At 60.9% G+C, this 26,687-nt stretch carries 27 protein-coding genes; 12 read left to right on the top strand and 15 right to left on the bottom strand.

Going from position 1 to position 26,687, the window contains the following annotated elements; all coding sequences use genetic code 11:
• Positions 1-405 precede the first annotated feature (405 nt).
• The 3 genes from HU749_RS02560 to HU749_RS02550 all read left to right on the top strand — a co-directional run bounded on the left by HU749_RS02560 (position 406) and on the right by HU749_RS02550 (position 3,872).
• The gene (locus HU749_RS02560) at positions 406-684 is read left to right on the top strand and encodes a DUF3077 domain-containing protein (protein WP_186651423.1); all 279 of its coding nucleotides are present in this window, start codon (positions 406-408) and stop codon (positions 682-684) included.
• Between the two features lie 263 nt (positions 685-947).
• Positions 948-2,555 carry a methyl-accepting chemotaxis protein gene (locus tag HU749_RS02555; protein WP_095962987.1) on the top strand — a complete coding sequence of 536 codons (1,608 nt, stop codon included), beginning with the start codon at positions 948-950 and terminating at the stop codon, positions 2,553-2,555.
• A 159-nt stretch (positions 2,556-2,714) separates the two neighbouring features.
• Positions 2,715-3,872 carry an AAA family ATPase gene (locus tag HU749_RS02550; protein WP_014336073.1) on the top strand — a complete coding sequence of 386 codons (1,158 nt, stop codon included), beginning with the start codon at positions 2,715-2,717 and terminating at the stop codon, positions 3,870-3,872.
• Positions 3,873-3,986: 114 nt separating this feature from the next.
• On the opposite strand, the gene HU749_RS02545 is transcribed toward HU749_RS02550, so the two are convergent.
• The 4 genes from HU749_RS02545 to HU749_RS02530 form a co-directional block, all read right to left on the bottom strand.
• Entirely contained in the window at positions 3,987-4,664 is a 678-nt protein-coding gene (locus tag HU749_RS02545) for an RES family NAD+ phosphorylase (protein WP_018606363.1), read from the bottom strand.
• Positions 4,664-5,074 (bottom strand): MbcA/ParS/Xre antitoxin family protein, encoded by a 411-nt coding sequence (locus HU749_RS02540; RefSeq protein WP_003196771.1) that lies wholly within the window; start codon positions 5,072-5,074, stop codon positions 4,664-4,666. The genes HU749_RS02545 and HU749_RS02540 overlap by 1 nt, the downstream gene beginning before the upstream one ends.
• A 96-nt stretch (positions 5,075-5,170) precedes the next feature.
• Positions 5,171-5,485, bottom strand: a complete 315-nt coding sequence (locus HU749_RS02535; RefSeq protein WP_041475662.1) for a type II toxin-antitoxin system YafQ family toxin — start codon at positions 5,483-5,485, stop codon at positions 5,171-5,173.
• Complete coding sequence (locus HU749_RS02530; protein WP_041475661.1) at positions 5,451-5,741, bottom strand: type II toxin-antitoxin system RelB/DinJ family antitoxin; 291 nt, start codon at positions 5,739-5,741, stop codon at positions 5,451-5,453. The genes HU749_RS02535 and HU749_RS02530 overlap by 35 nt, the downstream gene beginning before the upstream one ends.
• Before the next feature lie 451 nt (positions 5,742-6,192).
• Here HU749_RS02530 and HU749_RS02525 point away from each other — a divergent pair, with 451 nt between their 5' ends.
• Entirely contained in the window at positions 6,193-7,119 is a 927-nt protein-coding gene (locus tag HU749_RS02525) for a LysR family transcriptional regulator (RefSeq protein WP_046064064.1), read from the top strand.
• Here the strand turns inward: HU749_RS02525 and HU749_RS02520 are convergent.
• The 9 genes from HU749_RS02520 to HU749_RS02480 all read right to left on the bottom strand — a co-directional run bounded on the left by HU749_RS02520 (position 7,036) and on the right by HU749_RS02480 (position 16,760).
• The gene (locus HU749_RS02520) at positions 7,036-7,353 is read right to left on the bottom strand and encodes an AzlD domain-containing protein (protein ID WP_018606370.1); all 318 of its coding nucleotides are present in this window, start codon (positions 7,351-7,353) and stop codon (positions 7,036-7,038) included. The two genes, HU749_RS02525 and HU749_RS02520, sit on opposite strands and share 84 nt — an antisense overlap.
• Positions 7,332-8,045: an AzlC family ABC transporter permease gene (locus HU749_RS02515; RefSeq protein WP_003196767.1), complete on the bottom strand. Its 714-nt coding sequence runs from the start codon at positions 8,043-8,045 to the stop codon at positions 7,332-7,334. The genes HU749_RS02520 and HU749_RS02515 overlap by 22 nt, the downstream gene beginning before the upstream one ends.
• A complete protein-coding gene (locus HU749_RS02510; protein ID WP_186651425.1) occupies positions 8,042-8,479 on the bottom strand; it encodes a GNAT family N-acetyltransferase in 438 nt (145 codons plus the stop codon). The genes HU749_RS02515 and HU749_RS02510 overlap by 4 nt, the downstream gene beginning before the upstream one ends.
• Before the next feature lie 13 nt (positions 8,480-8,492).
• Positions 8,493-9,239, bottom strand: coding sequence for a 2OG-Fe dioxygenase family protein (locus HU749_RS02505; RefSeq protein WP_014336066.1), 747 nt, complete (start codon positions 9,237-9,239; stop codon positions 8,493-8,495).
• Between the two features lie 292 nt (positions 9,240-9,531).
• Positions 9,532-10,818 carry an OprD family porin gene (locus HU749_RS02500; RefSeq protein WP_095962990.1) on the bottom strand — a complete coding sequence of 429 codons (1,287 nt, stop codon included), beginning with the start codon at positions 10,816-10,818 and terminating at the stop codon, positions 9,532-9,534.
• A gap of 250 nt (positions 10,819-11,068) precedes the next feature.
• Positions 11,069-11,740 (bottom strand): DsbA family protein, encoded by a 672-nt coding sequence (locus HU749_RS02495; protein ID WP_095974102.1) that lies wholly within the window; start codon positions 11,738-11,740, stop codon positions 11,069-11,071.
• A gap of 298 nt (positions 11,741-12,038) precedes the next feature.
• Positions 12,039-12,239, bottom strand: coding sequence for a hypothetical protein (locus HU749_RS02490; RefSeq protein ID WP_041475659.1), 201 nt, complete (start codon positions 12,237-12,239; stop codon positions 12,039-12,041).
• A gap of 242 nt (positions 12,240-12,481) precedes the next feature.
• The gene (gene aguA / locus HU749_RS02485) at positions 12,482-13,588 is read right to left on the bottom strand and encodes an agmatine deiminase (protein ID WP_079301506.1); all 1,107 of its coding nucleotides are present in this window, start codon (positions 13,586-13,588) and stop codon (positions 12,482-12,484) included.
• Positions 13,589-13,847: 259 nt separating this feature from the next.
• The gene (locus tag HU749_RS02480) at positions 13,848-16,760 is read right to left on the bottom strand and encodes an aminotransferase (protein ID WP_186651427.1); all 2,913 of its coding nucleotides are present in this window, start codon (positions 16,758-16,760) and stop codon (positions 13,848-13,850) included.
• Positions 16,761-16,970: 210 nt separating this feature from the next.
• Here HU749_RS02480 and rfbB point away from each other — a divergent pair, with 210 nt between their 5' ends.
• From rfbB to HU749_RS02445, 7 genes are all read left to right on the top strand, one after another.
• Positions 16,971-18,053 carry a dTDP-glucose 4,6-dehydratase gene (gene rfbB / locus HU749_RS02475; protein ID WP_046064059.1) on the top strand — a complete coding sequence of 361 codons (1,083 nt, stop codon included), beginning with the start codon at positions 16,971-16,973 and terminating at the stop codon, positions 18,051-18,053.
• On the top strand, positions 18,050-18,925 hold the full coding sequence (rfbA, locus tag HU749_RS02470) for a glucose-1-phosphate thymidylyltransferase RfbA (protein WP_046064058.1): 876 nt from the start codon (positions 18,050-18,052) through the stop codon (positions 18,923-18,925). Before rfbB ends, rfbA begins: the two co-directional genes overlap by 4 nt.
• Positions 18,922-19,467 (top strand): dTDP-4-dehydrorhamnose 3,5-epimerase, encoded by a 546-nt coding sequence (gene rfbC / locus HU749_RS02465; RefSeq protein WP_186651429.1) that lies wholly within the window; start codon positions 18,922-18,924, stop codon positions 19,465-19,467. Before rfbA ends, rfbC begins: the two co-directional genes overlap by 4 nt.
• Positions 19,464-20,348 (top strand): dTDP-4-dehydrorhamnose reductase, encoded by an 885-nt coding sequence (gene rfbD, locus HU749_RS02460; protein WP_186651431.1) that lies wholly within the window; start codon positions 19,464-19,466, stop codon positions 20,346-20,348. The genes rfbC and rfbD overlap by 4 nt, the downstream gene beginning before the upstream one ends.
• A gap of 68 nt (positions 20,349-20,416) precedes the next feature.
• The gene (locus HU749_RS02455; protein ID WP_079301503.1) at positions 20,417-22,225 is read left to right on the top strand and encodes a sensor histidine kinase; all 1,809 of its coding nucleotides are present in this window, start codon (positions 20,417-20,419) and stop codon (positions 22,223-22,225) included.
• A complete protein-coding gene (locus tag HU749_RS02450) occupies positions 22,222-23,613 on the top strand; it encodes a sigma-54-dependent transcriptional regulator (protein ID WP_014336055.1) in 1,392 nt (463 codons plus the stop codon). The genes HU749_RS02455 and HU749_RS02450 overlap by 4 nt, the downstream gene beginning before the upstream one ends.
• A 37-nt stretch (positions 23,614-23,650) precedes the next feature.
• Positions 23,651-24,106 (top strand): YiiD C-terminal domain-containing protein, encoded by a 456-nt coding sequence (locus tag HU749_RS02445; protein WP_095974105.1) that lies wholly within the window; start codon positions 23,651-23,653, stop codon positions 24,104-24,106.
• A 141-nt stretch (positions 24,107-24,247) separates the two neighbouring features.
• Here HU749_RS02445 and cysQ read toward each other — a convergent pair whose 3' ends face one another.
• A complete protein-coding gene (gene cysQ, locus HU749_RS02440) occupies positions 24,248-25,075 on the bottom strand; it encodes a 3'(2'),5'-bisphosphate nucleotidase CysQ (protein WP_186651433.1) in 828 nt (275 codons plus the stop codon).
• Positions 25,072-25,638 carry an ADP compounds hydrolase NudE gene (nudE, locus tag HU749_RS02435; RefSeq protein ID WP_079301501.1) on the bottom strand — a complete coding sequence of 189 codons (567 nt, stop codon included), beginning with the start codon at positions 25,636-25,638 and terminating at the stop codon, positions 25,072-25,074. The genes cysQ and nudE overlap by 4 nt, the downstream gene beginning before the upstream one ends.
• 88 nt (positions 25,639-25,726) lie before the next feature.
• Here nudE and yrfG point away from each other — a divergent pair, with 88 nt between their 5' ends.
• Positions 25,727-26,389, top strand: coding sequence for a GMP/IMP nucleotidase (yrfG, locus tag HU749_RS02430; RefSeq protein ID WP_046064054.1), 663 nt, complete (start codon positions 25,727-25,729; stop codon positions 26,387-26,389).
• Positions 26,390-26,687: the final 298 nt, after the last annotated feature.

Below are 26,687 nucleotides of genomic sequence, written 5' to 3'. Positions count from 1 at the left end.
GGCCCATCCATAAAATCACCTAAACCTCCCCCGCCAGCATCGCGCCACGATTGCACCCTACCCAATCGCCCGCTACTCTCCAACCGTCGCTGCCAATTCAGCGACCGGGCCTGAGAACCCGAGTAAGATGCAGGCGCTACAGCGCCCGAACCACGTTTTGCGGCGTTTTTTTATGTCCGCATTCCGTGCAATGGCGGCTGTGCGTGGGAGACCTTCGGGTCTGCCGGGTTCCTGTATCTCCGGTTTCTCAGCCTGCGCACAGCTGCCACCCATTCGCCTGAGAACGAACGTGGCAGCTCTCACTTGATATGGGAGTTTATCGATGCATGCCATGGATCTGCTGCAGCCTCGCTTTACCGCTTTGCTAGTCACCACCCGCCGCCAATTGGCAAGCGGAGGTGCGCAATGACCCATCCCAGAGACCTCAAAACCCCAGGCCTAACCCCCTTCTCCTACCACTCCGACCGCCCGCTATTCCGCGTCAACAGCGGCATCCCCATCGGCGAAGCCCTGTCCCACGCTTCCGACCTGCTCCACATTGCCAAGGTCCTAGCCGAGGACGCGGCGATGATTCGCAGTACGGATCGGTATGCCTGGGCGTCGTGTTATTTGCAGGATATGAGCAAGGCCGTCATCGACGACGTGGTGAAGGTGCTGGAGGCGCCGGGGAGTAATCCTGCTTAACCGGCGTTGGCGCAATGCTGCTCACGAGCGGGGCAGCATTGGATTTTTGCAGGAGCGGATTAAAGAAGGGCTGCTTCGCAGCCCAGCGGGAGCAAGCTCCCTCGCCACAGGTTCACCCTGTCCCTGGCCCAAACAATTTGCGGCGTATTCATCTAATCAGTTCCCTCGCCGATAGCCTCGAATAAGAGCTTGGCCTGCCTCCAAGGCTCTGCTGGCGCTCGACTACACTTTCCCAGAATTCCCCGCTCCAGGAGCAGTAAGCGATGAAGATCCGCACCAAGGTCATAGGCTCGGGGTTGGTCAGTCTTTCTTTTGCGTTGCTGCTCGGCGGTATCGGGCTGTGGGGTTATCACTCCATGACCGAGGCCCTGGTGCAGAACGAGACAAGTATTTCGGCCATGCGCAAGCACATGGAGGCGGACATGATGCACGACGCCATTCGTGCCGATGTGCTCGCCGCTCTGCTGGTGAAGCCGGGGGATGCCCAGGGGGCGAAGGAGGTGCTGGAGGCGTTCGATGAGCATACGCAGCGGATGCGCAAGGTCATCGCCGAAAATGCCGAGGCGAAGTTGCCGGGGGATGTCGCCAAGGCGATTGTCGAGCTCAAGCCACAGGTCGAAACCTACATCGATAAAGCCAAGCAAGTCATCGGCAAGGCCCTGAACGGTGCCCAGGATGGCCAGGCGTTGCGGGCGGAGTTCGATGGGGCGTTTTCGGCGTTGGAGGAGCGCAACGAGGCGGTGAGCGAACTGATCGAGAACCAGGCGCAGTCATCGCGCGAGCATCAGGACCGCAGCATTCACACCTCGGAGCGCTGGCTGATCGTGACGTTGCTGGCCACGTGTGTGGCGCTGGCGCTGTTGTCGTGGAGCCTGCTCAAGGCGGTCCTGACGCCGCTGAACAAGATCATCCTCAATACCCAGGCGATTTCCCAAGGGGATCTGCAACGCTCGATGGGGGCTCAGAGCAAGGATGAGCTGGGTCAGTTGCAAGGTGTGATCGAGCAGATGCAGACCAATCTGCGGCAGATGATCGCTACGATCCGCGGCCAGAGCGATGAGTTGCACGGCACGTCCCGGAATTTGGGCGATACGGCGCGGCAGATTGTGTCCAGCGCCGACCAGCAGGCCCAGAGCGCGACCAGCATGGCGGCGAGCATGGAGCAGATGATGGCGAATATCAGCCAGATCCATCAGCACGCCGACAGCGCCCGGACGATTTCGGCGCAGTCCGAGCATTTGGCGAGCAGCGGTGGCCAGGTGATTCTCGGGGTGGTGGAAGGCATGAACCGGATCGCCGAGGTGGTCAACCAATCGTCCAGCAAGATCACGGCGCTGGACGCGTCTTCCGAGGACATTCATTCCATCATCCAGGTGATCAAGAGCATCGCCGAACAGACCAACTTGCTGGCGCTCAACGCCGCCATCGAAGCCGCCCGCGCCGGTGAGGCGGGGCGTGGTTTTGCGGTGGTGGCCGATGAGGTGCGCAACCTGGCGGCGCGCACCACCCAGTCCACCCAGGAAATCACCGCGATGATCGAGCGCATCCAGTCCAGCGCACGGGACGCGGTGGCGAACATGCAGGCTTGCGTCAGCCGCGTGGACGAAGGCGTCAACCTCGCCCAGCAGGCCGGGGTGTCCATCAGCGAAATTCGCACCGGTGCCCGGCATGCGGCCGAAGTGGTGGAGGAAATTTCCCAGACCATTGCCGAGCAATCCAAAGCCAGTGATGAGATGGCCCAGCGAGTGGAGTCGATTGCCGAGCAGTCCCGCGAGAACACCCGCTCGATTCACACCCTGACGCAAACAGCGGATCAATTGAACGATGCGGCGGGATCGATGCAGGCTTCGGTGCAGCAGTTCAAGATTTGATCAATCGGTGGCGAGGGAGCTTGCTCCCGCTGGGCTGCTCTGCAGCCCTTCAGTCCCCACGATTAGCAAGTAAACGTTTCGCTTTCAGCCTGCGCAAAATCTTATGCTAAATTATGGCTCAGCAATAATTATGGCTAATCCATAAAACAGGATAATTGCATGAGCAGCATTTTCCAGCGCCCTGAACTGGCTGAAAGCATGGCCAATCAGCTTCTCAATCCGGGGGTTCTTGACGAAGGCTTGCGCTCAGGTCTGTTTCTATCCGGGCTGCGCAGAACCGGCAAAACGACTTTTTTGCGGAGTGACCTGATCCCAGCACTGGAAAAAGAGGGTGCGCTGGTCATTTACGTGGACCTCTGGAGCGATACCCTCGCCAACCCGGCCACCTTACTGCACGACGCCATTCGTAAAACGCTACAGGAGTTACAGACACCCACTTCTGGCCTGCTTGAAAAACTCAAGCGGGTCGGCGGCGTCGATGTCGGTGCGGCAGGATTCAAGTTCGGGTTCAAACTTGAAGGCGTCGGCGATGTTGGAGGCACGACGCTCGCGCAAGCGTTCACCGAAGTTGTCGATCAAGCCAAAACTGATTTAGTGCTTATCGTCGACGAGGTACAACACGCCATCGCCTCTGAAGACGGCAACCAGATGTTGCTCGCGTTGAAAGCCGCTCGTGACGCCATCAACCCTCGTCCCGATACCCCGGGCTACTTTCTGTTCATCGGCACCGGCTCTCACCGCGCACAGGTCAGCGAACTCACAGCAAAACGTAACCAGGCTTTTTCCGGCGCTACTTCCACGGCGTACCCCGTCTTGAAGGGCGATTATGTCGAGTACCTGCTGAACCGCCTGGCAATGACTGTCAGCCAGCACAAACTGCCGTCGCTTGAAGTCGCAACGGAAGCGTTCAATACACTTGGCAACCGCCCGGAAGAAATGCTTAAGGCCCTTAGGCAAGTCTTGCAACAAGAGGGTAATCCAGACCTGTTCTTGCCTGTCATCGCCAGTACGCTGCGCTCCGCCGCGGCCAACATAGAGCTCGAGAAGGTTGAGCAACTGGGCAGTCTGGCTCAAGCCATCTTCAATAAAATCGCCTCGACAGCAGGTGATGCTCGCGGCATTTTTTCCGTTGACGCGGCAGCAGAATACTCAAAAGCCGTGGGTCGCGATGTTCGTATAGAAGAAATTCAACCCGTGGTAATTGCCTTGGTGGCCGAAAATATCATCATGCGACGCGGACATGGGATCTACGCGATTACAGATCCGTTCGTTCAGGAAATATGGCTGGAAGAACAAGCGTTGATCGCGGCAAGTTGACTCACAAACGGGGGCTGCTGTGCAGCCCAGCGGGAGCAAGCTCCCTCGCCACGAATTTATTTCACTCCCTGTAAGCAGTGTTGCTGATTCTGTCAGGTGCTTTTCTATTCCAACTCACACCTGAGTCACCTCGAACACAAACGAAATCTCCCGCTTCTGGGCACTCCAGACATACCGAATATGCTTGCCCTGCGTCGGAATCGAAACCGCCGGCGGGCGAAACGCGGCCACGCATTCGTGGCCGGGCAGGCGGACGCTGTTGTACAGCAGCCCCCACGACAAGGTTTCACGCAGTTGTCGGGCGAACACTTGGGATGGGCCGTAGGCGGTGGGGTCCGGGTTGTGGAGGTGGGGGTGGTCGTGGCGGATGTCGTGCAGGGGTTTGACGACCTTGTTGACGTAGGTGCGCATGGTCAACTCCAGGTCCGGCTCGTTGGTCGCGCCAAGGAATCGCGCCTGGTGATAGCAGGTCTCGGCGATGGCGGCTTCCTGGCTGCTGGCCGCGTAGTAGACACCGAAGGTGCCGTCGCTGAAGCGGCTGCTTTTGCCGATGTGGGTAAACGCCGCCATCACCGGCGAGGAGCCGGGCCCGGAAATGCGGTCTTCGGGGCGTACCCGGGACAGCACGCCGGCTTGTTCCATCAGCCGATCGTTGGTCAGCGCTTCCAGGGCGTAGGCCGTGGGCAGGTCTTCCGGGTCGAGTACGTCTTCAAACAGCGAAATCGGCGGGAAGCTGCTGTTGACGATCCGATAGGCCCGTTTCCATTGCGGGTCCGCCAGTGGTGGCACCATCAACCGCGTACTCCGTCGAGGTATCGCCGCACATCGGCGATGTCCACCACCCGCCCCGTCAACATGTAGGACAGCGCCGACTGGCCGTTGAACGGTGCCGCGGTGTTCGGGCTGCTGACCCATTGATAGGCACGGTCCCGGCTGTTGCTGAAGATGATGCTCAGCGCCTTGTGGATACCCATGAGGTAGGAAATGCGCTCGAGCGTATCGCGAGGCAGCTTCACGTTTTCCGGCAACTGTTTGTATTTGTAGAAGGTCGTGTTCCCCACCTTGCCCAGCAATGTTCGCTGCTGCTCGACGCTGCAGCCCCAGAGCGCCATGAGGTTGAAGAAAAACTTCAACGCGACTCGACCCGCGTCCGGGGAGTCCAGTTGTTGCTGTGCGTTGAGCGTGATGGAGGAAGTCGCCATGGGTTTGGGCTCCTTTGTCGCGGGGTGGTGCTTAGAGGATAGTACATATATGGATTATTTTTAAGTTTTTATTCGCAAGTGGACTCAACAGATCCCCTATTTGAACAATTCGGCATGACTTCCCAAGTCAACAAACGTAACCAGATCCGGGCGTGAATGCTCATAAATCAACAGAAAGTCACCGCCAATATGGCACTCTCGAAATCCAACCCAGTTACCAGTCAAGGCATGATCCATGTATTCGCTCGGTAGCTGCTCACCCAAAAAAAGCATGACCATCACATGACGCACTTCATTCATATCGCGCCGCCCTGCCCGTTTGTAACGCTCCCAGGACTTTTTGAATTCAGACGTATATGCACATTGCTTCGGCAATTCAGCGCGTTTTTGCTTTTCTCCCGGTTTCGCCATCAGCCTCTCTCAGCATGTCGTCTATCGAGTTGAATCGTTGACGGATATCCCGTGCCTCAATCATGGCCCGGGCGGTCTTGTCCGAAGGCACTCGTATCTCGAATGGAAGCCCCTGAGTCTCAACAACCTGGCGCAGGAAAAGACGCATCGCGTCGCTAACACTCAATCCGCAGGCGTTCAAAACCTCGGTGGCACGAGCCTTCAAGTCCTCATCAATGCGGCAACGCACGTCGGTGGTTTTTAATAATGCACCCATGAAATAAACCTCATCGCTAAATTTGTAGCTACATTGGCGCTACCTCAAAAACATTGTGGTGGGACTGCCGCCATGGGTCAACGTCAGGTGGATAAGCGGCCTTGCATGGATAACGGCAGGTTTGGCATCGCCTGTATTAAGGGGCGTATTTCAACCTGAGTTTCCAAGGACGGATATCAGAGCGATCAGCCATGATGTTGGGAGTGTTCCGAGACTCACGCAGGATTTTTCGCAAGACAGTCCACCTACGACCCTGCTAATTGATCCCGGCCAGCACCGACTGGGCAAAATCCCCAAATTCCGCATAAGCTCCAACCATCGCCTCCCAGCGTTTTTCGGCACAAAATCGCGACAATCGTGGCAAGGTGCATGATGATAGCCAGCATGCACTGCCTGGCCCGGACCAGGTGCACAACAATAGCGAGCCCACTTAAGCAGAGGGCATTACCTCATGGATAGCAGAACCCTACGCAACCTCATGCGTATCGTGCAGACCGGCTCGTTGTCGGCAGCGGCCGAGCACTCGTGCCTCACGGTGCAGGCGTTGGCGGCGCAGTTGAACAAGGTTGAGGAACAGTTCGGTTTCCGGTTGTTCCGGCGCTCGAACAAGGGCCTGACGTTGACGAGCCAAGGCTCGGAACTGACCCCCTTCATGGATCAGGTGTTGGTTGCCACCCGGCAGTTGGAGGAGAAAGTCGCGGCGCTCAAGACGCCGCGACAGCGCACCCTCAGAGTGGCACTCAATACCACCCTGCCGGCGGAATTCAACCGGCGGATGATCGACCGGTTGATCGCTGTGTTCCCCCAGTATCAGCTGGAATTCAGCTACGCCGAGTCGATGGAGAACCTGAGCAAGCTCAGGAACGAAGATTTCGACCTGGCGATCCTGATCGGGCAGCCGCAGGGCGGTTTTACCAGCATCACCATGCCGGATGTGCAGGTGCGGGTGGTCGGTGCCCATTGTGGCGACGCAGACGATTCCATTGGCATGCTCGGTGACAAGTTTCAGGTGCGTCCGGCAGAAGAATGTCCGTATTCCCACAGTTTCCTGCGCTTTCTCGATGCAGGCCTGGGCGAATATGGGTCGAGCCAGCGAATGGTGTATTCCTGCAGTGAAACGCTGACGTTGTCGTTGATCACGCAACTCGATGGCCTGGGGCTGGTATCCCGGGAAGCGGCGTTGCGCAACGGCCTGGCGATTTTCCCGGACTTCGAAGACTTCCTTGAGGTCCGCCTGGCGGTGAACAATTCGGAGCTGTCCGGCCAGGCGCTGCACGATGTGGTGGACCTGACGCTACAGGAACGAACCGAGCGCGATGTACGCCGCCGTGCCCACCGCCACACTGAGAAACAGGTTGCGGCTGAAATACGCACATAACAGCGTCGGTATCGCGGCATAGAATTCAGGGCGATCAAGTTGTATCTGCTGATCCTTGATCAGCAAGGGGGTCAGGCTGATGGCAGCGACGATCGCCACTGGCAGGTATTCCAAGGCACGGGCGACGAAGGGCGGCCAGTGTTCGGTATTGATCTGCAACGGCAGGGCGCGCGGCAGGAAGGTCACGGCCATCATCAGGGCCACGACCAGGATCAGGAACGTTTGGTCAGGCATACGCCCACCCCGCAGCCAACGAACGTGGCAATGAAGACATTGAATGGCGAGCTGCCCAGCAGGCTCAGCCCGCCCATGCAGACGACAGCCGCCAGGGCCGCGATCAGTTTGTTGCGGGTGTTGCACAACGAAACCAGCACATAGAGCATCATCGCGGTCAGGGCATAGTCGAGCTGGTATTTGATGAGGTGCGCCGCGTATTGCGCGCACACGGCGCCGAGCAAGCCACCGAGCACCCAGGATGTGTGGCAGAACAGGTTGAAGCCGACCAGGTAGCGCACGCTCACCGGCGCCCCGCTGCCGAGCTTGACACTGTGGAACGCGAACGACTCGTCCGTCAGCCCCGCCGCGTAGCACCAGCGCTCGAAACGGCTGAGCCCCAGCGCACGCAGGGCCTTGGCCATGTAGACCGACATCAGCATGTGCCGGGCATTGATCAGGAACGTGGTGAGCACGATGGTGGTCAGCGACGCACCGCTGGAAATCAACGCCAGCGCGGCGAATTGCGAAGCGCCCGCGTAAACGAACAGGCACATCGCCACCGGCAACCACAGGGGCAGCCCGGCGTTGACCGCCATCAGACCGAACACAAACGAAACCGTGAAATAACCCGCTACCACCGGACTGGCTTCAGCAAAGGTACGCGAGGCTTGTGGTTCGACCGCCAGCGGCTGGCTGGAAGTCTTGTTCATAAATCCCTCTCGAAGGTGATTTCACCCCGGGGCTCACAGAACCCCTGGGCGGCCCAGAAACGCTTGCCGGCCAGATTAGCATCGTCGACGAAAAGGAACATGCGCAGCACGCCGACCCGCTTCATGTCAGCCGATGCGGCTTCGACCAGGCGCTGGCCCAGGCCTTTGGTGCGATGCTGCGGGCTGACCGCCAGGTGATTGATCGTGCCACGGGTACCGAGCATGCCGCCGATCACCGCGCCCACCACTTCACCGCTCGCATCGACGGCCAGGTACGCGGTGGTGGTGTCCTGCAACAACACGCCGCGCAAGAATCGGGCGTCCTGCCATTCGCAGAACGACACCTCGTCGAAACCGCGAAAGAACCGCTCCAGCCGCTCGGCGTCCCGGACCATGGCCCGGCGCAACAGAACCTGCTGCGTCGAGTCGTCCATGGGTTCGAGCCGTTCAGCGAACAATGTCGAAAGCGGTCCCGGGCCGCGAGAAGGAAATGGCCAGGATCTGCCGATACGCCATGTCATGGCTATGGGTGTTGCGCGCCGGGGTCACGTAATGGCGCATGTCGCGATCCAGGAAAAACGTCGTGTCGAGGATGTCCTCGTAGGTCGTCGCCGCCAGCTGTTCTTCCTGGGCGCTGTACAAGCGGCTTTCCGCACCTGCCACATTCTGACGGCCCCAGAAGTGCACGCCGCTGAACGGATAGCCGTCGCAGTGAATCCCTTCGGGGGTGATTTCCAGTTGTTTGCCCGGCTTGATCTCGATGCGGATCTGATGGATCTGGCACTGCCAGATTTCATCGTGCAATTCCTGCGGCAGGACGTTCTTGTAAACCTCGAAGTCCGTGTCGATCAGGCTGCGCATTACCGGCGAATTGATCACTTCGTTGGAAAAGTCCTCGAAGTGCCGCTCCAGTCCGCCGACATAGCTATTGTTGGCCTTGGACTGAACGTAGGCCCGGTGTTCGAGCTGCGTGAGCTCACGGGTCGTAGGGTTGTATTCGAAGTCGCTGTAGCGACGAAAACGCATGCCTGACTCGGCCTGGCCGTAGTAGCTGTCGGGCTCCATGTTTTCCCAGCTTTTGGTCAGCCGGACAAAATCGCCGAAATGACCGTAGAGGTTGAAGTCCCCACCGCGAACGTTGACGTATTTGTCACGTCTTAGCGCTTCGCCCACTTCCCTGTTCAGAACGATCATTTTTCATAGGTCTCCGCTGCGTTGAGCGGCCTAATCTAGTAGGTGCAGGATTTACGTCCATGAGAAAGTATTTGAGGCATTTCAAGCGGCGCTTGAAACGGTGGGTAAAGTTGCATTAGTACGACATTTGCTCGGGAATACAGGCGGTTACAGCGGTGTTTTTTGCGCCGAAAGCCAAAAGGACCCGAGTTTGAGGTCGCAACGCTATTCACTTCAGGCAGGCATGAATCAATCGTGGCGAGGGAGCTTGCTCCCTCGCCACGATTTTATAGACTTACAACCTGATCAGGCATCAGAAGACGTTGATCGGGTAATCCACGAACACCCGCAGCTCATTGCCGCTGACGTTGTACTCGCTGGACTTCTGCGACACCCGCAGCACGGAGCTGCGCAACCTTACGCTCAAGTCCTTGGCCGGGCCGCTCTGGACCACGTACTTGAACTGGTTGAAGATCTCGCGCTCGGTACCGCCTTCGCTGGTGGACGTGGTGATGTTATCGCCACGCACATAAGCGACGTTATAGGTCAGGCCCGGTACGCCGAAGGTGGTGAAGTCCAGGCCATAGCCCAACTGCCAGCTGCGTTCGTCTTCAGCGTTGAAGTCGGACCAGTAGGAGTTGGCCAGGTAGATCGTGTTACCGCCATCACCCACCCGATTCTGCTCGCGCTGATAGCCGCCGTAGGCATAACCCAGGTTGCTGTCGCCGGTGCTGCGCTGGTGGGCGAGCGTGAAGCTGTGCGGCCCTGTGGCGAAGGTGGCAGCCAGGCTCCAGATCTTGTTGTCGTCGCCAGTGACGTTGTTTTCACGAACGTAGCTGTTGTCCAGCTTGGTGCGATAGCCGTTGAAGTCCAGGGTCAGGGACTGATCCTTGGCCAGCGGGAACACGTAGTTGGCGTTCACGTATTGCTTCTTCAATACGTCCTCGACATCCGAGGCGTAGAGCGAGGCCTTGAACTGCTCGGTGAACTGATAGCTGCCGCCCAAGACGTTGATCGACTTCAGGCCACCGCTGTCGCGGCCTTCGGCGCTCTTGCGCGATTCGGCGGTGAAACGGCCGGCATTGAGTTCCAGGCCCTTGATCTCCTTGGAGGTGATCAGCGTGCCGGTGTAGCTTTCCGGCAGCAGGCGCGAGTTGTCATAGCTGAGCACCGGCAGGGCCGGCATCTGGTCACCGTAGGCCAGCACGGTATTGGAGACGCGGAACTTGACCGCTGCCCCGAACTTGGACAGATCATCGGCGGCGTTGCCGCTGTCGCCTTGCTTGAAGAAGTCGATGCCGCCCGCCCCGCTGCGGCCTTTACCGCCGTCCAGGCGCAGCGCGTACAGGCCGAACGCATCCACACCTACACCCACGGTGCCCTGGGTGAAACCGGACGAGAAGGTAGCGATGGCCGCCTGGCCCCACTCGGCCTTGTCTTCGTTGCCATCTTTGTAGTCGCGGTTGATATAAGCGTTGCGCAACAGCACTTTCAAGCTGCTGTCTTCAACGAACCCTTTGGACTGCGCCTGGTCGTTGGCCATGGCGTGTGTCGTGCTCAAGATCCCCAGTGCGATCAAACTAATGCGCTTGTTCAACATGATTATTTTCCTTGTACGGGTTGATACGCACTGCGGCGGGCAACCGAAATGGCGCTTTTGCGCTCTTTTTCGGACTCTTGCTCCTGAAAATAATGAAAAGGCCCGCCCACGAGTGATCGTGTCGGGCCTTTTTATTATTTAAGAGTCATGGCTGTTAGCCACAGGCGTAGGACGAATCCTAGTCGCGCCCTCAACGGTGTGTCAATTTCGTGAATCGTCTGTAATTAGGCGAAAAACATCTAAGAATCGATCAAAACGAACAACCGTCCAGACCGCAGGCCACCGAGGGTGCAGAGGCCTGCTCCGGCAGGGCTTGGCTCAGCCATTGGGCGAATGCCTCGGGCTTGCCGAACCAGGGGCCGATGTCGATCAGCGTGAACTGGCCATCCTGTTCCAAGGCCAAGGTTGGGAAACCCTGGCCGCCGACCTGGGCCAGCAGGGTGCGACTGGCCTTGATATGCCCTTGCACATCAACCGTGCTCAATGCCGCCAGGAACGCCTGGGCCGGCAGGCCGATGGTTTGGGCGAGCTCCAGCAGGACGGCTTCGTCAGCGATGCGCCGGCCTTCGACGTAGTGTGCGGTTTGCAGGCGCCCGAGCAACTCCAGGCCGTGGCCGCCGAGCTGTTCGGCAGCGAGGATGGCGGCGGTCGGCGGCGCAGAATCGAACACGGCGCTGTGGTCGCGCAGCAGACCTTCGAAATAGGCCTCGCCAAATGGTTGCCCGCAATGCTCGGCAATGCGTCGGTCGTGGGGCATCACGTAATTGCGCAACTGCGGCGAGACCTGCTGGCGATTGGCACCGGTCATCATGCCGCCGCCATGGGCAATGACCGGTAAAACGGTCCGGGCGGCCTGCACCAACGGCTTGGCGCCGTAACACCAGCCGCACAGCGGATCGTAAATATAATGAAGAGTGGTCATGGGGACTCCGCTAGCCACGAGGATTCGATGGCGGCAGGATAGTCTCTGGAGCGCTGCGGAAAAACGCTGGAATGGCTTTCAATCTGTTTCGCGGATCGGTCGAATACCCATGGTGAACACTGATCCTGTGGGAGCGGGCTTGCTCGCGAAGGCGTCGGGTCAGCTACATATGCGGTGCCTGACACACCGCTTTCGCGAGCAAGCCCGCTCCCACACGAGTTGCATCAGCCCGCAAGTCCGGCGGACACAAAAAAAGCGCTGCCATCCCGGCCAGCGCTTTTTATCAATCCGTCGAATTCTATCCTTGCATCACATCCCACAACGCTTCCAGCTCCGCCTCGCTGAACAGGCCAGCGGGGTAACGCTCAACGATCATCCGGCGCGGATCAGGTTCTCTGATCTGACGCGTTCCGTTGGACTTCAACCACTGCGCCAAGGCTTGAAGCGACTCACCATTAACGGCCAAGGGATGGCATGTGCGCTCGCTTATCATATTCATTCCAGCGCCCTCTCCTGGTTGATGAGCGGCCAATTTATCCAAGGTTTATGACAAAACAACTCAGTTCTCTCCCCAGAACTGCCGAAGTACAGATACAAGAGCTATGCCAATGTATCCGTCACGCCAATAAACAGGCACAAAAAAACCCGCGCCCCCATCGGGCCGCGGGCTTGCCGGGATGGATCCAAAACCACCGACCTAGAGCCGGCGCGGTCGATATCACCCAGCTGTTACATCGCCACTCATTTTGCCCGCGGCGCAGGTTGCTGTTGTGTAAGGCAATGGATATTCCCACCCCCCAGTAACAGTTCACGCCCCGGTACCATGACCACTTCGTGCTGCGGGAACAGGTTCTGCAGGATGTCCCTGGCCGGCATGTCCAGCGGATCGTCAAAGCTTGGCGCAATGATGCCGCCGTTGACGATCAGGAAATTCACGTAGGAACCGGCCAGCCGTACCGACGGGTTACGCTCCTGGGAACCCTCCACCGCATCCACGCCGGCACACTCTTGCTCGGTGGCATACAACGGCCCCGGAATCGGCATTTTATGCACTGTGAACGGGCGTCCCTTGGCGTCAGTGCTGTTTTGCAGCACGTTCATCGCTGCGTGGCAGCGGGTGTAGTTCGGGTCTTGCGGGTCGTCGGTCCAGGCAAGCAGGACTTCACCCGGCCGCACGTAGCAGCAAAAGTTATCCACATGGCCGTCGGTCTCGTCATTGAACAGACCATCAGGCAGCCAGATGATCTTGTCCACCGCCAACTGCGCGCTGAGCACCGCCTCGATCTCTTCACGGCTCAAGTGCGGGTTGCGATTGCGGTTGAGCAGGCACTCTTCGGTGGTGATCAGGGTGCCTTCGCCGTCCACGTGGATCGAGCCGCCCTCGAGCACAAAACCTTCGGTGCGATAACGCGGGCTGCGCTCGATCTCGAGGATCTTGCCGGCCACTTGCGCATCACGGCTCCACGGCGCATACAGGCCACCGTCGAAACCGCCCCAGGCGTTGAAATCCCAATCGACACCGCGCACTTCACCGTTGTCATTGATGACAAACGTCGGCCCTGTGTCGCGGACCCAGGCGTCGTCACTGGACATTTCCACCAGGCGGATATTCGGCACGTCGAGACGCGCCCGGGCATTTTCGTACTGGGCCGCAGACACCGCCACAGTCACCGGTTCAAAACGGGCGATGGCCTTGGCGACCGCTACGTGGGCGGCCTGCGCGGGCTTGCCACCCAAGCGCCAATTGTCCGGACGCTCGGGCCAGATCATCCAGACCTGGGTCTGGGTCGCCCACTCGGCAGGCATGTGGAAACCATCCGCGCGGGGAGTGCTGTGCAACGTTGTCATGGGGTCATCTCCTGGGCGATGGGCTGTGGCAACTTTATAAACGATAAATATCGACTAATAAAGTCAGAAAAACTAAACACCATCAAAAAATAGCTGAAAACACCGACAAAAATCGATTTTATAACGAGATATCTGTGGGAGCGGGCTTGCTCGCGAAGGCGTCGGGTCAGCGACCTATGCGGTGACTGACACACCGCTTTCGCGAGCAAGCCCGCTCCCACAGGAGAACACAGCTTTACAGCCTGGCGTTCCAGATGAGTTACAGCCCCTCGTCCAAGACCTTCACCAGCATATCGACGAAGAAATCCACGCTCTGGCGCGTGGTGACCATCGGCGGTTTGATCTTGAGGATGTTCAGGTAATCGCCGGTCGGTTGCATGAAGATCCCCAACGCTCGCAGGCGGTTGCACAACGCCGTGGTTTCTTCAGTGGCCGGCTCCAGGGTGTCGCGGTCGCGGATCAGTTCCACGCCCAGGTAGAACCCGGAGCCATGTACCGCGCCGACCAATGGATAGCGGTCGATCAAGGCCTCCAGCCGAGCCTTGAAATGCCCGCCCACTACCCGGGCGTTTTCCCAGAGATTGTCTTCTTCCATGACATCCAGCACCGCCATGCCGATCTGGCAGCTGACCGGGCTGCCACCGGCCGATGAGAAGAAATACCCCTCGGCTTCCAGCGCCTCGGCGATTTCCCGGCGGGTGATGACCGCGCCCAGCGGCTGGCCGTTGCCCATGCCCTTGGCCATGGTGATGATGTCCGGCACTACGCCTTGCTCTTCGAAACCCCAGAAAAACTCGCCCATGCGCCCGTAACCGACCTGTACTTCGTCGGCGATGCAGACCCCACCGCGCTCGCGCACCATCGCGTAGACCTGTTTGAGGTAACCGGGCGGCAGCGCGATCCCACCGGCGTTGCCGTACACCGGTTCGCAGATGAAACCGGCGAGCTGGCGTTTGCTCTCGGCGATTTTCGCCAGGTTGTGTTCGACGCTGCGCACGTAGTCCGGCGCAGTGTCGGGGCCACGGAATTCGCCACGATAGGTGTTCGGCGCGGTCACCGGGTGCACCCAGTCCGGGCGGCTGCTCAGGGCCTGGGGATTGTCAGCGATGGAGGTCGAGACCGCATCGGCCGCCACCGACCAGCCGTGGTAGGCCTCCAATACGCTGAGCATGTCCCGTCCGCCGCTGTAGGCCCAGGCCAGGCGGATCGCCAGGTCGTTGGCCTCGGTGCCGCTGTTGACCAGGAACACCCGATCCATGTTGGAGGGCGATAGCGCCAGCAGGCGCTCGGAAAATTCGGCAATCGCCGCATAGTGAAAACGCGAGTTGGTATTGAGCAGCGACCATTGCCGGGCAGCCACTGCCGCCATGCGTGGATGGCCGTGGCCCAGCACCGCGACATTGTTGAGCATGTCCAAGTAGGAGCGGCCCTGCATGTCGATAAGGTGATTGCGCCAGCCGCGCTCGATACGCGGCGGATCGACGTAATAGTGCTTCTGCGAACGGGCAAAGCTCGCATCGCGCCGGGCAAGCAGCGCCTCGGGATCGATCTCCGGCTCGGCATCACAAGCCAGCCCCAGCAGCACCGCCGGCGAAGGGCAAAGCGCCTGCCAGGCCAATGCCCTGGAAGGTGTGCAGAACAGCGGTGGATCCACCTGGGCGCCCCGGCACAACTGGACCCGCAACGGTCCCGTCACTTCGCCCAGCACCTGCCCCTTGACCAGTGCCGCGCCGGAATGCAGCGGCGACGTCACGCCCCACAGCCGCACGCTCAACTGCGCGCTGTCCAGCTGCAACAGGCCGTCGGCCGTCTTGTGCACGACCCCAGCGAACGGGGATTCGAGCGGCGTCCCCCGAGGAACGCTCAACTCCACGTGCAGTGGATAAGTATCGGGCTCGACGGCGCTGTCCGGCCGGGTGCGGGATAACCGGTACTGCCCGTAGCGGCTGGCGGCCAGGCCGTGAACGCCAGCGGCTTCACTCAGCAGGCGCTGGTCGATCCCCGGTTGCTCCCAATTGCCGGCCTCGAAATGCGGGCTCAGTACACCCAGGTCAATCAGCGCGAACTCACGCCCCACCAGGGTCGGCAACAGCGGCGCAAAGCCTTCGCTGGCAATGGCCGGCAGGCTGTGGCCGACGGCGGTGAGAATCGCCGCTTCCATCAGTTCGAGGGGCACCGAATGGGCGACCCGGAAAATCTCCCACTCATGGGCCAGATTGTCGCGGCTGTATTGGTTGTCCGGGTCGATGGAAACCTGCTGCTCACCGCTGAGCACCAGTACCGCGGCGCGTGCCACGACCAGTGGCCATAGCGCCAGCAGCTCTTCACGTTGCAAGGGATTGACCGCGTGGTAGGCCTTGATCGCCGGCAAGATAAAGAACGGATCGCCGTCGGCGTGGTGCAGCAGGGCGGCGCAGGTCACCGACAAGTCGGTGATGCGCCAAGTGCGGATCAGGTCGCCGAAATCGATGACGCCCTGCAATTGCCACTGGCGGTGGGCATCGCGCTGCCAGACCACATTGTCATCGGTGATGTCCATGTGGATCGCCTGCACCGGCAGGCTGGCCTTGAGCGGCTGCAAGCGCCGCTCGGCCTGTTGCGCGACCTCGGCGATCAGTTGGCGCCGCTGATCGTCGTCGATGACAGGCAACAGGTGATCGATCAGGGCGGGGGCGTGGCGCGCGTCCCATTGCAGGGTGCGCTCCAGGCCTGGGTGGTCGAATGTCGCCAGGGCCAGGTCCATTTCCGCGCACAGGCGGCCCAGGCCGGTCACCAGCTCGGGCGTCAGGTGTTTGAGCTGCGTGAGGGACTGCCCGTCAATGTACTCCAGCAGTCGCATATGAACCGCTTGCCCGTCGACGTCCAATGTCAGCAGGTCCTGGCCGTTGCTGGCGGTAATCACCCGCGGCACCTTCACCGCGCCGTGCCCGGCCAACTGCTTGAGGGCAGCGTGTTGGGCCTGGAATTCCTGGACAGCGTAGTCGCCGTGGCAAATTTTCAACACAAAACGCCCGAGCTCGCTGTCGACTCGGTAATTGAGGTCCTGGTTGCTGCCAAGGGGTCGCAGGTCGCCGCTGAGTCCGTAATTCAAGCGCAACAGCACCAGCGCTTGCTCGGCGCTGATCTGTGGGCTTGGCAAACTGGCACGGTGAACCAACGTAGCGAGTGGCATACAACGACCCCTGAGGTGGTTTTGTTCGGATGCCTATCACGCCACTGAGTCGAGGGATAAGCAACCCCTCCTGTTCAAAAATATGCACAGCTCTCCTGAACGGCTATATGGGGAGGACGTGTCCATGGGATATTCGCTTGCACCGCCCCCGCCATGCCGACAAGCTATGCTCCCAAAGCTCTGTCGTCTTACGAAAAAAGGCTTACCCGGATGCGCATTCTCATCACTGGCGGTGCCGGCTTCATCGGCTCGGCGCTCATACGGCACTTGATTCTTGATACCGGACACCAGGTCCTGAACCTCGATAAGCTGACGTACGCCGGCAATCTTGAATCGCTGAGCAGCATCGATCACGACAGCCGCTACGAATTCGTCCAGGCCGACATCATCGATCAACCGACCGTCAGTGCAGTGCTGGCGCGATTCAAGCCTGACGCCATCATGCATCTGGCGGCCGAGTCCCACGTAGATCGTTCCATTGATGGCCCGGCGGACTTCATCCAGACCAATATCGTGGGCACCTACAGCCTGCTGGAAGCCACTCGAGCTTATTGGCAGACCCTGCCCGAGCCGCAGAAGCGCTCATTTCGCTTCCATCATATTTCCACTGACGAAGTGTATGGCGACTTGCACGGTGTGGATGATCTGTTCACCGAGACCACCGCCTATGCCCCAAGCTCACCGTATTCGGCGAGCAAGGCGGCGTCCGACCACTTGGTCCGTGCCTGGCAACGCACCTATGGCTTGCCCGTGCTGTTGACCAACTGCTCGAACAACTACGGGCCGTTTCACTTCCCCGAGAAGCTGATTCCACTGGTGATTCTCAATGCGCTGGCCGGCAAGCCATTACCGGTCTACGGCAACGGCCAGCAAGTGCGCGACTGGCTGTTCGTCGAAGACCATGCCCGTGCGCTGCTCAAGGTCGTCACAGAAGGCGCGGTCGGCGAGACTTACAACATTGGTGGCCACAACGAGCAGAAAAACATCGACGTGGTGCGCAGCATCTGCGCGTTGCTCGAAGAACTGGCGCCACGCAAACCCGAAGGGGTCGAGCACTATGCCGACCTGATCAGCTTCGTCCAGGATCGCCCCGGCCACGATCTGCGCTACGCCATCGATGCCGGCAAGATCGAGCGGGAACTGGGCTGGACACCCCGGGAAACCTTCGAGACCGGGCTGCGCAAGACCGTGCAGTGGTACCTCGAAAACCTGCTGTGGTGCCAACGCGTCCAGGACGGCAGCTACCAGGGCGAGCGCCTGGGCTCGCTCGACAACAAGGATGCAATTGCATGATGAAGGGCATCGTTCTGGCCGGCGGCTCCGGCACCCGCCTGCACCCGATTACCCTCGGGGTTTCCAAACAGTTATTACCCATCTATGACAAACCGATGATTTATTACCCGATCTCGGTGCTGATGCTCGCCGGCATCAAAGACATCCTGGTGATTTCCACCCCCCAGGATCTGCCGCAATACCGCAACCTGTTGGGCGACGGCCAGCAGTTTGGCGTGCAGTTCAGCTACGCCGAGCAGCCGACGCCCGATGGCCTGGCCCAGGCGTTCCTGATCGGCGAGCAGTTCATTGGCAGCGACTCGGTGTGCCTGATCCTGGGCGACAACATTTTCCACGGCCAGCATTTCGGCGAACAATTGCAGACCGCCGTCAACCGGCAGAGTGGCGCGACAGTGTTCGGCTACTGGGTCAAGGACCCTGAACGTTTTGGCGTGATCGATTTCGATGCAGAAGGACGGGCGATGTCCATCGAAGAAAAGCCCACCGCGCCCAAATCCAGCTACGCGGTGACCGGCCTGTATTTCTACGATAACGACGTGATCGAGATCGCCAAGGCCATCAAACCGTCCAAGCGCGGCGAACTGGAAATCACCGACGTCAACAATGCCTACCTGCAACGCGGCGACCTGCACGTCGAGCGCTTCGGCCGTGGTTTCGCCTGGCTGGACACCGGCACCCACGATAGCCTGCTGGAAGCCTCGCAATACGTGCAGACAATCGAACATCGCCAGGGCCTGAAAGTCGCGTGTCTGGAAGAAATTGCCTACCAGCAAGGCTGGGTCAGCCGCGAGCACGTCCTTGAACGCGCCCAGTATTTTGGCAAGACCGGCTACGGCCAGTACCTGTTCAAGATCGCCGGAGAGACACGTTGAACGTCATCGCCACCCGCTTGCCGGACGTCCTGGTCATCGAACCGAAAGTCTTCGGCGACGACCGGGGGTTTTTCTACGAAAGCTTCAATGCCCGGGCGTTTGCCGAAGCAACCGGCTGCACCCTGCAGTTCGTCCAGGACAATCATTCACGCTCCACCCGGGGCGTGTTGCGGGGCCTGCACTATCAGATCGAACAGGCCCAGGGAAAACTCGTGCGCGTCACCGCGGGGGAGGTGCTGGATGTCGCGGTGGACATCCGCCGCAGCTCGCCGACCTTCGGCCAGTGGGCCAGCGTACGCCTGTCGGCGCAGAACCATCGGCAACTGTGGGTGCCGCCAGGGTTTGCCCACGGTTTCGTCGTACTGAGCGAATCAGCAGACTTCCTCTACAAGACCACCGACTACTACGCGCCATCGGCCGAACGCTGCATTCGCTGGGACGACCCGCAGCTGGCCATCGATTGGGAGCTCGACGGCACGCCGATCCTTTCGGCCAAGGACCAGAACGGCAAGGCCCTGCACGAGGCCGACCTGTTCCCATGAGTGCCCCCTTGCGTATCCTGATCATCGGCCGGAATGGCCAGGTTTCCCGGGCGCTCCAATCGCGCCTGAGCGGCCTGGGTGAGTTGATCGTGCGCGGCAGCGACCAGCTCGATCTGGCGCAACCGGACGCCCTGCGCGCGCCCATCGAGGCGCTGAGGCCTGACCTGATCATCAACGCTGCCGCCCACACGGCCGTCGACCAGGCCGAAAGTGAACCGGAGCAGGCGTTCGCCATCAATGCCACGGCACCTGGCATCCTGGCCCAGACAGCGGTTGCACTGGGCGTCCCGCTGATTCACTACTCCACCGACTACGTCTTCGATGGCCTCAAGCCCCTCCCCTACACCGAGGACGACACGCCCAACCCGCTGAGTGTCTACGGACGCAGCAAACTGGCCGGCGAGAACGCCATCCACCAGGCTGGCGGCCAGCACCTGATCCTGCGCACCAGTTGGGTGTACTCCACCGCGGGCCGAAATTTCCTGTTGACCATGCAGCGCCTGTTGCAGGAAAAACCGCAGCTGCGGGTGGTGGCCGATCAGATCGGTGCACCGACCTGGGCCGGTACCATTGCCGACAGTACGGCGCAACTGATCGAGCGCTGGCAGGCCGGCCACCCCGGCGCCTGGGGTACCTATCACCTGACGGCCCAAGGTGAGACGTCCTGGTTCGGTTTCGCCCAGGCCATCGGCGAAAACCTGCTCGAGCGACACAAACCGTGTGCGCAGCTGGAGCCCATTGCGTCTAGCGCTTACCCGACGCCGGCCCCTCGGCCGCTGAACTCGCGCCTGGATTGCACCCGCCTGCGCAAGGAATGGAGGGTGAGCCAACCGGACTGGAGAAGCGCACTGCAGCAGTGCCTTGCCGGACAAGCCTGGTAAGGCCTTACAAATAGTATTTGCGAGGCAACTAGGCATAATACGCCTGTCACCACAGGCGCCCGAGGCTCATGAATTCCACCCTTCCCCGCAGACCCCGTTGGCGCAGCCTGGCCTTGCTCGCGCTGTGCCTGGCGCCGTTACTGTGGCCATTGGAGCACCTGGCAGAACGTTATTACCGCAGCGAACTGGCCGGGCAGAACCGCCAGACCCTGGACCTCTACGTCGCCAACCTGTTGGGCACGCTGCATCGCTATGAGGTGCTGCCACAGATTCTCGGCGAGCTGCCGGCCTTGCGCGCCGCCTTGTCGGCCCCGGACGATGGCGTGACCCAAGGCAACGCCAACCGGCTGCTGAAAAACATCAGCGCCCAGACCGGCGCCGAAGTCATGTACCTGATGGACCCTTCCGGCAAGACCCTGGCCGCGTCGAACTGGGACAAACACGACAGTTTCGTCGGGCGCAATTTCGCCTTCCGGCCGTACTTCATCGAAGCCATGGCCGGACGCCTGGGCCGCTTCTTCGGCTTGGGCACGACGTCGGCCAAGCGCGGTTACTTCTTTGCCGCCGCCGTGCACGACCGCGAAAAAGTCATCGGCGTGCTGGTGGTCAAGGTCGACCTCGACCACACCGAAAGCCTGTGGGGCAAGACCCCCGAACAATTGCTGGTGACCGACCACAACGGCGTGGTCATCCTTACGTCGCGACAGGAATGGCGATTTCGCGCGACCCGGCCCTTGAATGACGATGAGCGCAAGGCCATCAGCGCGGTACAACCGTATCCGACCCGTGATCCCAAGCCGCTGAACCTGGACGCCAACGCCTGGCTGACCCAGACCCAGTCCATCGAGGAAACTGGCTGGAGCGTGAGCATTCTCGCCCCGCGCACGCTGATTGATCGTCCGGTGCGCACCGTCGTCGCCATCGGTGGCGCGGCGTTGCTGGTCTTGATGCTGTTGCTCGGGTTGATGATGCAACGCAGGCGCCATTACCTGGATCGGATCGCCTTCGAAGCCAAGGCCCGCCAAGAGCTGGAGGGCCGGGTGGCCGAGCGTACCAGTGACCTGGAAGGGCTGAACCGACGGTTGAAGCAGGAAGTGCTGGAGCGCGAACAGGCCCAGCAGGAGTTGGTCCGCGCCCAGGATGACCTGGTGCAGGCCGGCAAGCTGTCGGCCCTGGGCACCATGTCGGCGAGCATCAGCCACGAACTCAACCAGCCGCTGGCCGCGATTCGCAGCTACGCGGAAAACGCCGAGATTTTGCTCGATCACCAACGCACCGACGACGCCCGGGGCAACCTCAAGCTGATCAGCGAACTGACCGGGCGCATGGCGTCGATCATCGCCCACCTGCGCGCCTTCGCCCGCCGCGACCGCCATGCCCCGGAAAGCGTCGCCCTGCAGCCAGCACTGGACGATGCCCTGGCCCTGCTCGCCAAACGCCGACGCAGCATGGAAGTGGAACTGATTCGCGACTTGCCGGCCGCCACGCTGTGGGTCGAGGCCGGCGAAACCCGCTTGCGCCAGGTGCTCGGCAACCTGCTGGCCAACGCCCTCGATGCCCTCACCGAGAAAGGCCCGCCGCGCAAACTCTGGCTCAGTGCCCAGGCCACCGAAACCGGCGTCAACCTGTACATCCGCGATAACGGCCCGGGGTTTTGCATGGAGGCCCTGGGCCGCGCCGGCGAACCCTTCTACACCACCAAGACGCGCACCCAGGGCCTTGGCCTGGGGCTGGCGATCTGCGACACCTTGATGCGCGCCTTTGGCGGCGAACTGTCGTTCGCCAACCACAAGGAAGGCGGCGCCCTGATTACCCTGAAACTGCGCACTGGCGCCCCCGGGGTGAGCCTGCAACCGTCCGAGGACCGAAGTGTATGACCATCGACAACCGGATTGAGGTGGTGTTGATCGACGACGATCCCCATTTGCGTCAGGCCTTGAGCCAGACCCTCGACCTGGCCGGCCTGAAAATCCTGCCCCTGGCCGAAGCCAAGGGCGTGGCCGCGCAACTGCCCCGTGACTGGCCGGGGGTGGTGGTCAGTGATATTCGCATGCCGGGCATGGACGGCCTCGAATTGCTGAGCGAACTCCACGCCCAGGACTCAGAGCTGCCGGTGCTGCTGATCACTGGCCACGGCGACGTGCCGCTGGCGGTGCAGGCGATGCGCGCCGGGGCCTATGACTTTTTGGAAAAGCCTTTCGCCAGTGATCACCTGCTCGACAGCGTACGCCGGGCCCTGGCCTTGCGCCGATTGGTGCTGGACAACCGCAGCCTGCGCCTGGCCCTGAGCGATCGCCATGAACTCAGCGCCCGCCTGGTCGGCCAATCGACACCGATGTTGCGCCTGCGCGAGCAGATCGGTGCATTGGCCGCCACCCGCGCCGACGTGTTGATCCTCGGTGAAACCGGCGCCGGCAAGGAAGTGGTCGCCCGTGCATTGCATGACCTTTCGGGCCGACGCAACGGCCCCTTCGTGGCGATCAACGCCGGGGCCCTGGCCGAGTCGGTGGTGGAAAGCGAGCTGTTCGGCCACGAACCCGGCGCGTTTACCGGCGCGCAGAAACGCCGCATCGGCAAGTTCGAGTTCGCCAATGGCGGCACACTGTTTCTGGATGAAATCGAAAGCATGAGCCTGGATGTCCAGGTCAAGCTGCTGCGTCTGCTGCAAGAGCGCATGGTGGAGCGGCTGGGGGGCAATCAACAGATCCCGCTGGATATCCGCGTGATCGCCGCGACCAAGGAAGACCTGCGCCAGGCCGCCGACCAGGGGCGTTTTCGCGCCGACCTGTATTACCGCCTGAACGTCGCCCCGCTACGCATACCGCCATTGCGCGAACGGGGAGAGGATGCGCTGATGCTGTTCCAGCACTTCGCCGACGAAGCCAGCGCTCGCCACGGCCTGCCGCCCCATCAATTGCAACCGGCGCAACGGGCGTTGCTGCTGCGCCACAGTTGGCCGGGCAATGTGCGAGAGTTGCAGAACGCCGCCGAACGTTTTGCCCTGGGCCTGGAACTGGCCCTGGACAACGCCGCGCCAGACGGCAGCCCCGGCGCACCGGTGGAAGTGGTCAGTGGCGGCTTGAGCGAGCAGGTGGAAAACTTCGAGAAAACCCTGATCGCTGCCGAACTGGCCCGCCCCCACAGCTCGGTGCGCAGCCTGGCCGAAGCCTTGGGCATTCCACGCAAGACCTTGCACGACAAATTACGCAAACATGGGCTGAACTTCGGCGACAGCAGCCACGGTTCGGCCGATGAGTCCGATTGAGTTATCGTCATTTCCCGTTCAAGCAAAGGGCCCCGCAATGAACCGCGACAGTCGTTACCTGGAATCAATCCTGCACCACGACATCCCCTTGACCCGGGACATGGGCCTCAAGGTGCTCGATTGGCAGGCCCGGCAACTGCGCCTGTCTTTGCCCCTTGCGGCCAACGTCAATCACAAGAGCACCATGTTCGGTGGCAGCCTGTATTGCGGCGCGGTGCTCGGTGGCTGGGGCTGGTTGCACCTGGCCTTGCGCGAGGAAGGCATCGAAGACGGGCATATCGTGATTCAGGAAGGACAGATCAGCTATCCACTGCCGGTGACCCGCGATGCGACGGTCGTGTGCGAAGCGCCCGAGGAAAAGATCTGGAAGCGCTTCCTGGCCACCTACCGGCGTTACGGACGGGCCCGGCTGGCGTTGCACACGCGGGTGATGAATACCGGCAGCGAGGAGGTGGCGGTGCAGTTTGAGGGGCAGTACGTGTTGCACCGCTAAAAAACTTGTGGCGAGGCATCGCTGTGTGGGAGCAAGGCTTGCCCGCGATGGATGCGCTGCGGTCTTTCAGGGACCGAGGCGCCTGTATCGCGAGCAAGCTTTGCTCCCACAATTCCCTCGCCACAAAGGATCGAGCCAGGCTTAAGAGCGAGCAAGCTCCAGCAATTTTCCACGCCAAGCTGCTTTCGCCGGCAACGCCAGAAACGACGTATTCAGCAGCGACTCACGCGGTGGATAACAGAACGGTTCGCCGCTCAAGTCCAACACCTCGCCACCCGCACCTTCCAATACACCCTGGGCGGCGGCGGTGTCCCATTGGGAGGTCGGCGCCAGCCGTGGATAGCAATCCGCCGCACCTTCAGCCACCAGGCAAAACTTCAACGAACTGCCAATACTGGTCAGTTGCAGCTCACCCAGGCTCCCGCTCAGGCCATCCAGCAGGCGCTCCTGCTCCGGGCTGGTGTGCCGACGGCTGGCGACCACGGTAAAAGCTTCACCCGGGGCCAGGACGTCACGAACCGCGATAGGCAAAGGCACGCCGCCCTTGTCGCCACGCCAGGCACCCAGCCCTGCGCCGCCGACGTAAAAGCGCCCATTGGTGGGCATCGACACCACCCCGAACACCACACGGCCCTGCTCCACCAACGCGATGTTGACGGTGAACTCCTCGCTACCGGAAATGAATTCCTTGGTGCCATCCAACGGGTCCACCAACCACCAGCGATGCCAGCCGGCGCGCACGCTTTGGGCAATATCGGCGTCTTCTTCGGAGAGGATCGGAATATCCGGGGCCAGTGCCATCAGCCCGGCCACGATCACATCATGAGCGGCCATGTCTGCGGCCGTCACCGGCGACTCGTCGGCCTTGTGGTTGACCTGCACGTTGGCGCGCCAGAACGGCAGGATTGCCTCGCCGGCCTTGAGCGCCAGCTCGACCACCGGGGCCATCAGCGAATGAGGAAATGTCATGACAGGAATGCTCCACGCTGGGCCAGCAGGTCACGGGCCAGGTACAGCGCCGCCAAGGCCCGGCCCTCGGTGAACTGCGGGTTCTGTGCCAGGGCCGACAGCTCACGCAGGTTGACCTTGTCCACGCGCATCGGCTCGGGCTCGTCACCCTCCAGCCGTTCTTCATACAGATCGGTCGCCAGCACCACCTGGATCTTCTGGCTCATGTAGCCGGGGGACAACGACAGCTCGGTCAGGTGTTCCAACTGGCGCGCACCGAAACCAGCCTCTTCCTTGAGCTCCCGTTCGGCCGCCGCCAGCACGTCTTCGCCTGGCTCGATCAAGCCCTTGGGCAGGGACAGTTCGTAGGCGTCGGTGCCACCGCAATACTCTTCCACCAGCACCGCGTGGTCGGCATCGAGCATCGCCACGATCATCACCGCGCCGTAGCCCGCCCCCTTGCTCGCCAGACGTTCATAGGTGCGCTCAACACCGTTGGAAAACCGCAATTTCAGTTCTTCCACGCAAAACAGGCGGCTGGTAGCGACGATCTGGCGATCGAGTATGGTGGGTTTCTGGCGCATAAACGGCTCCCTGGGCGATAGCGGGCTACTATACCCGGCCTATTCTGATTGTTTGTGTCGGATATCCGATTACCGCTGGAGAAGTTTTATGGCTTTGCTGCCCTGGCATGAGATCGATACGGTTCTGCTGGACATGGACGGCACCCTGCTGGACCTGCATTACGACAACCATTTCTGGCTCGAACACCTGCCCCAGCGCTACGCCGAACTGCATGGCGTGAGCCGGGCGATGGCCGAGATGGAGCTGCAACCGCTGTTCGAGCGCAACGCTGGCCAGTTGCAATGGTATTGCCTGGATTTCTGGAGCACCGAGCTGAAACTGCCGGTGCGCGAACTGAAGTTGGAAACCGCGCACCTGATCGCCTTGCGCCCGGACGCCGATACCTTCCTGGCGGCGATCCAGCGGGCCGGCAAACGCGTGGTGATGATCACCAACGCCCATCGCGATTCATTGTCCTTGAAGCTGGAACGCATCGAACTGGCCCCTTACTTCGACCGCTTGATCAGTTCCCATGACTACGGTTTTCCCAAGGAAAACCCGCAATTCTGGGATGCGCTGCAAGCCGACTTGAATTTCGACCCGGCCCGCAGCCTGTTCATCGACGACACCCTGCCGGTGCTGCGCAGCGCCCGGGACTTCGGCGTGGCGCACTTGCTGGCCGTGAGCGAGCCGGATAGCCGCAAAGGACCGAAGGACACGGGGGAGTTTGAGGCGTTGGGGGATTATCGGGACTTGATTGCCGGGCTTTGAACCGTGTCGTACTCATCGCGAGCAGGCTCGCTCCCACAGTTGGATCGGGGCACGGCCGGAGAAATAGGCCGGCTGTCAGGCCGCCTCGCGAGCAAGCTTTGCTCCCACAGGTCCTGCCCAAAAAGATCTGACGGGTGTACGGCCGGGAGAGTCAGGTCGGCTGTCAGGCCGCCTCGCGAGCAAGCTTTGCTCCCACAGGTCCTGCTCAAACAGAGCTGATGGGTGTACGACCGGGAGAGCCAGGTCGGCTACTAGGCCGCCTCGTGGTGGACGTTGATCTCGGCGCCCCGTTAACCAC

The organism is Pseudomonas ogarae (assembly GCF_014268695.2).
Lineage (GTDB): Bacteria > Pseudomonadota > Gammaproteobacteria > Pseudomonadales > Pseudomonadaceae > Aquipseudomonas > Aquipseudomonas kilonensis.
The sequence above is the reverse complement of the archived record's forward strand: the minus strand, read 5'-3'. Positions and strand labels throughout refer to the sequence as shown.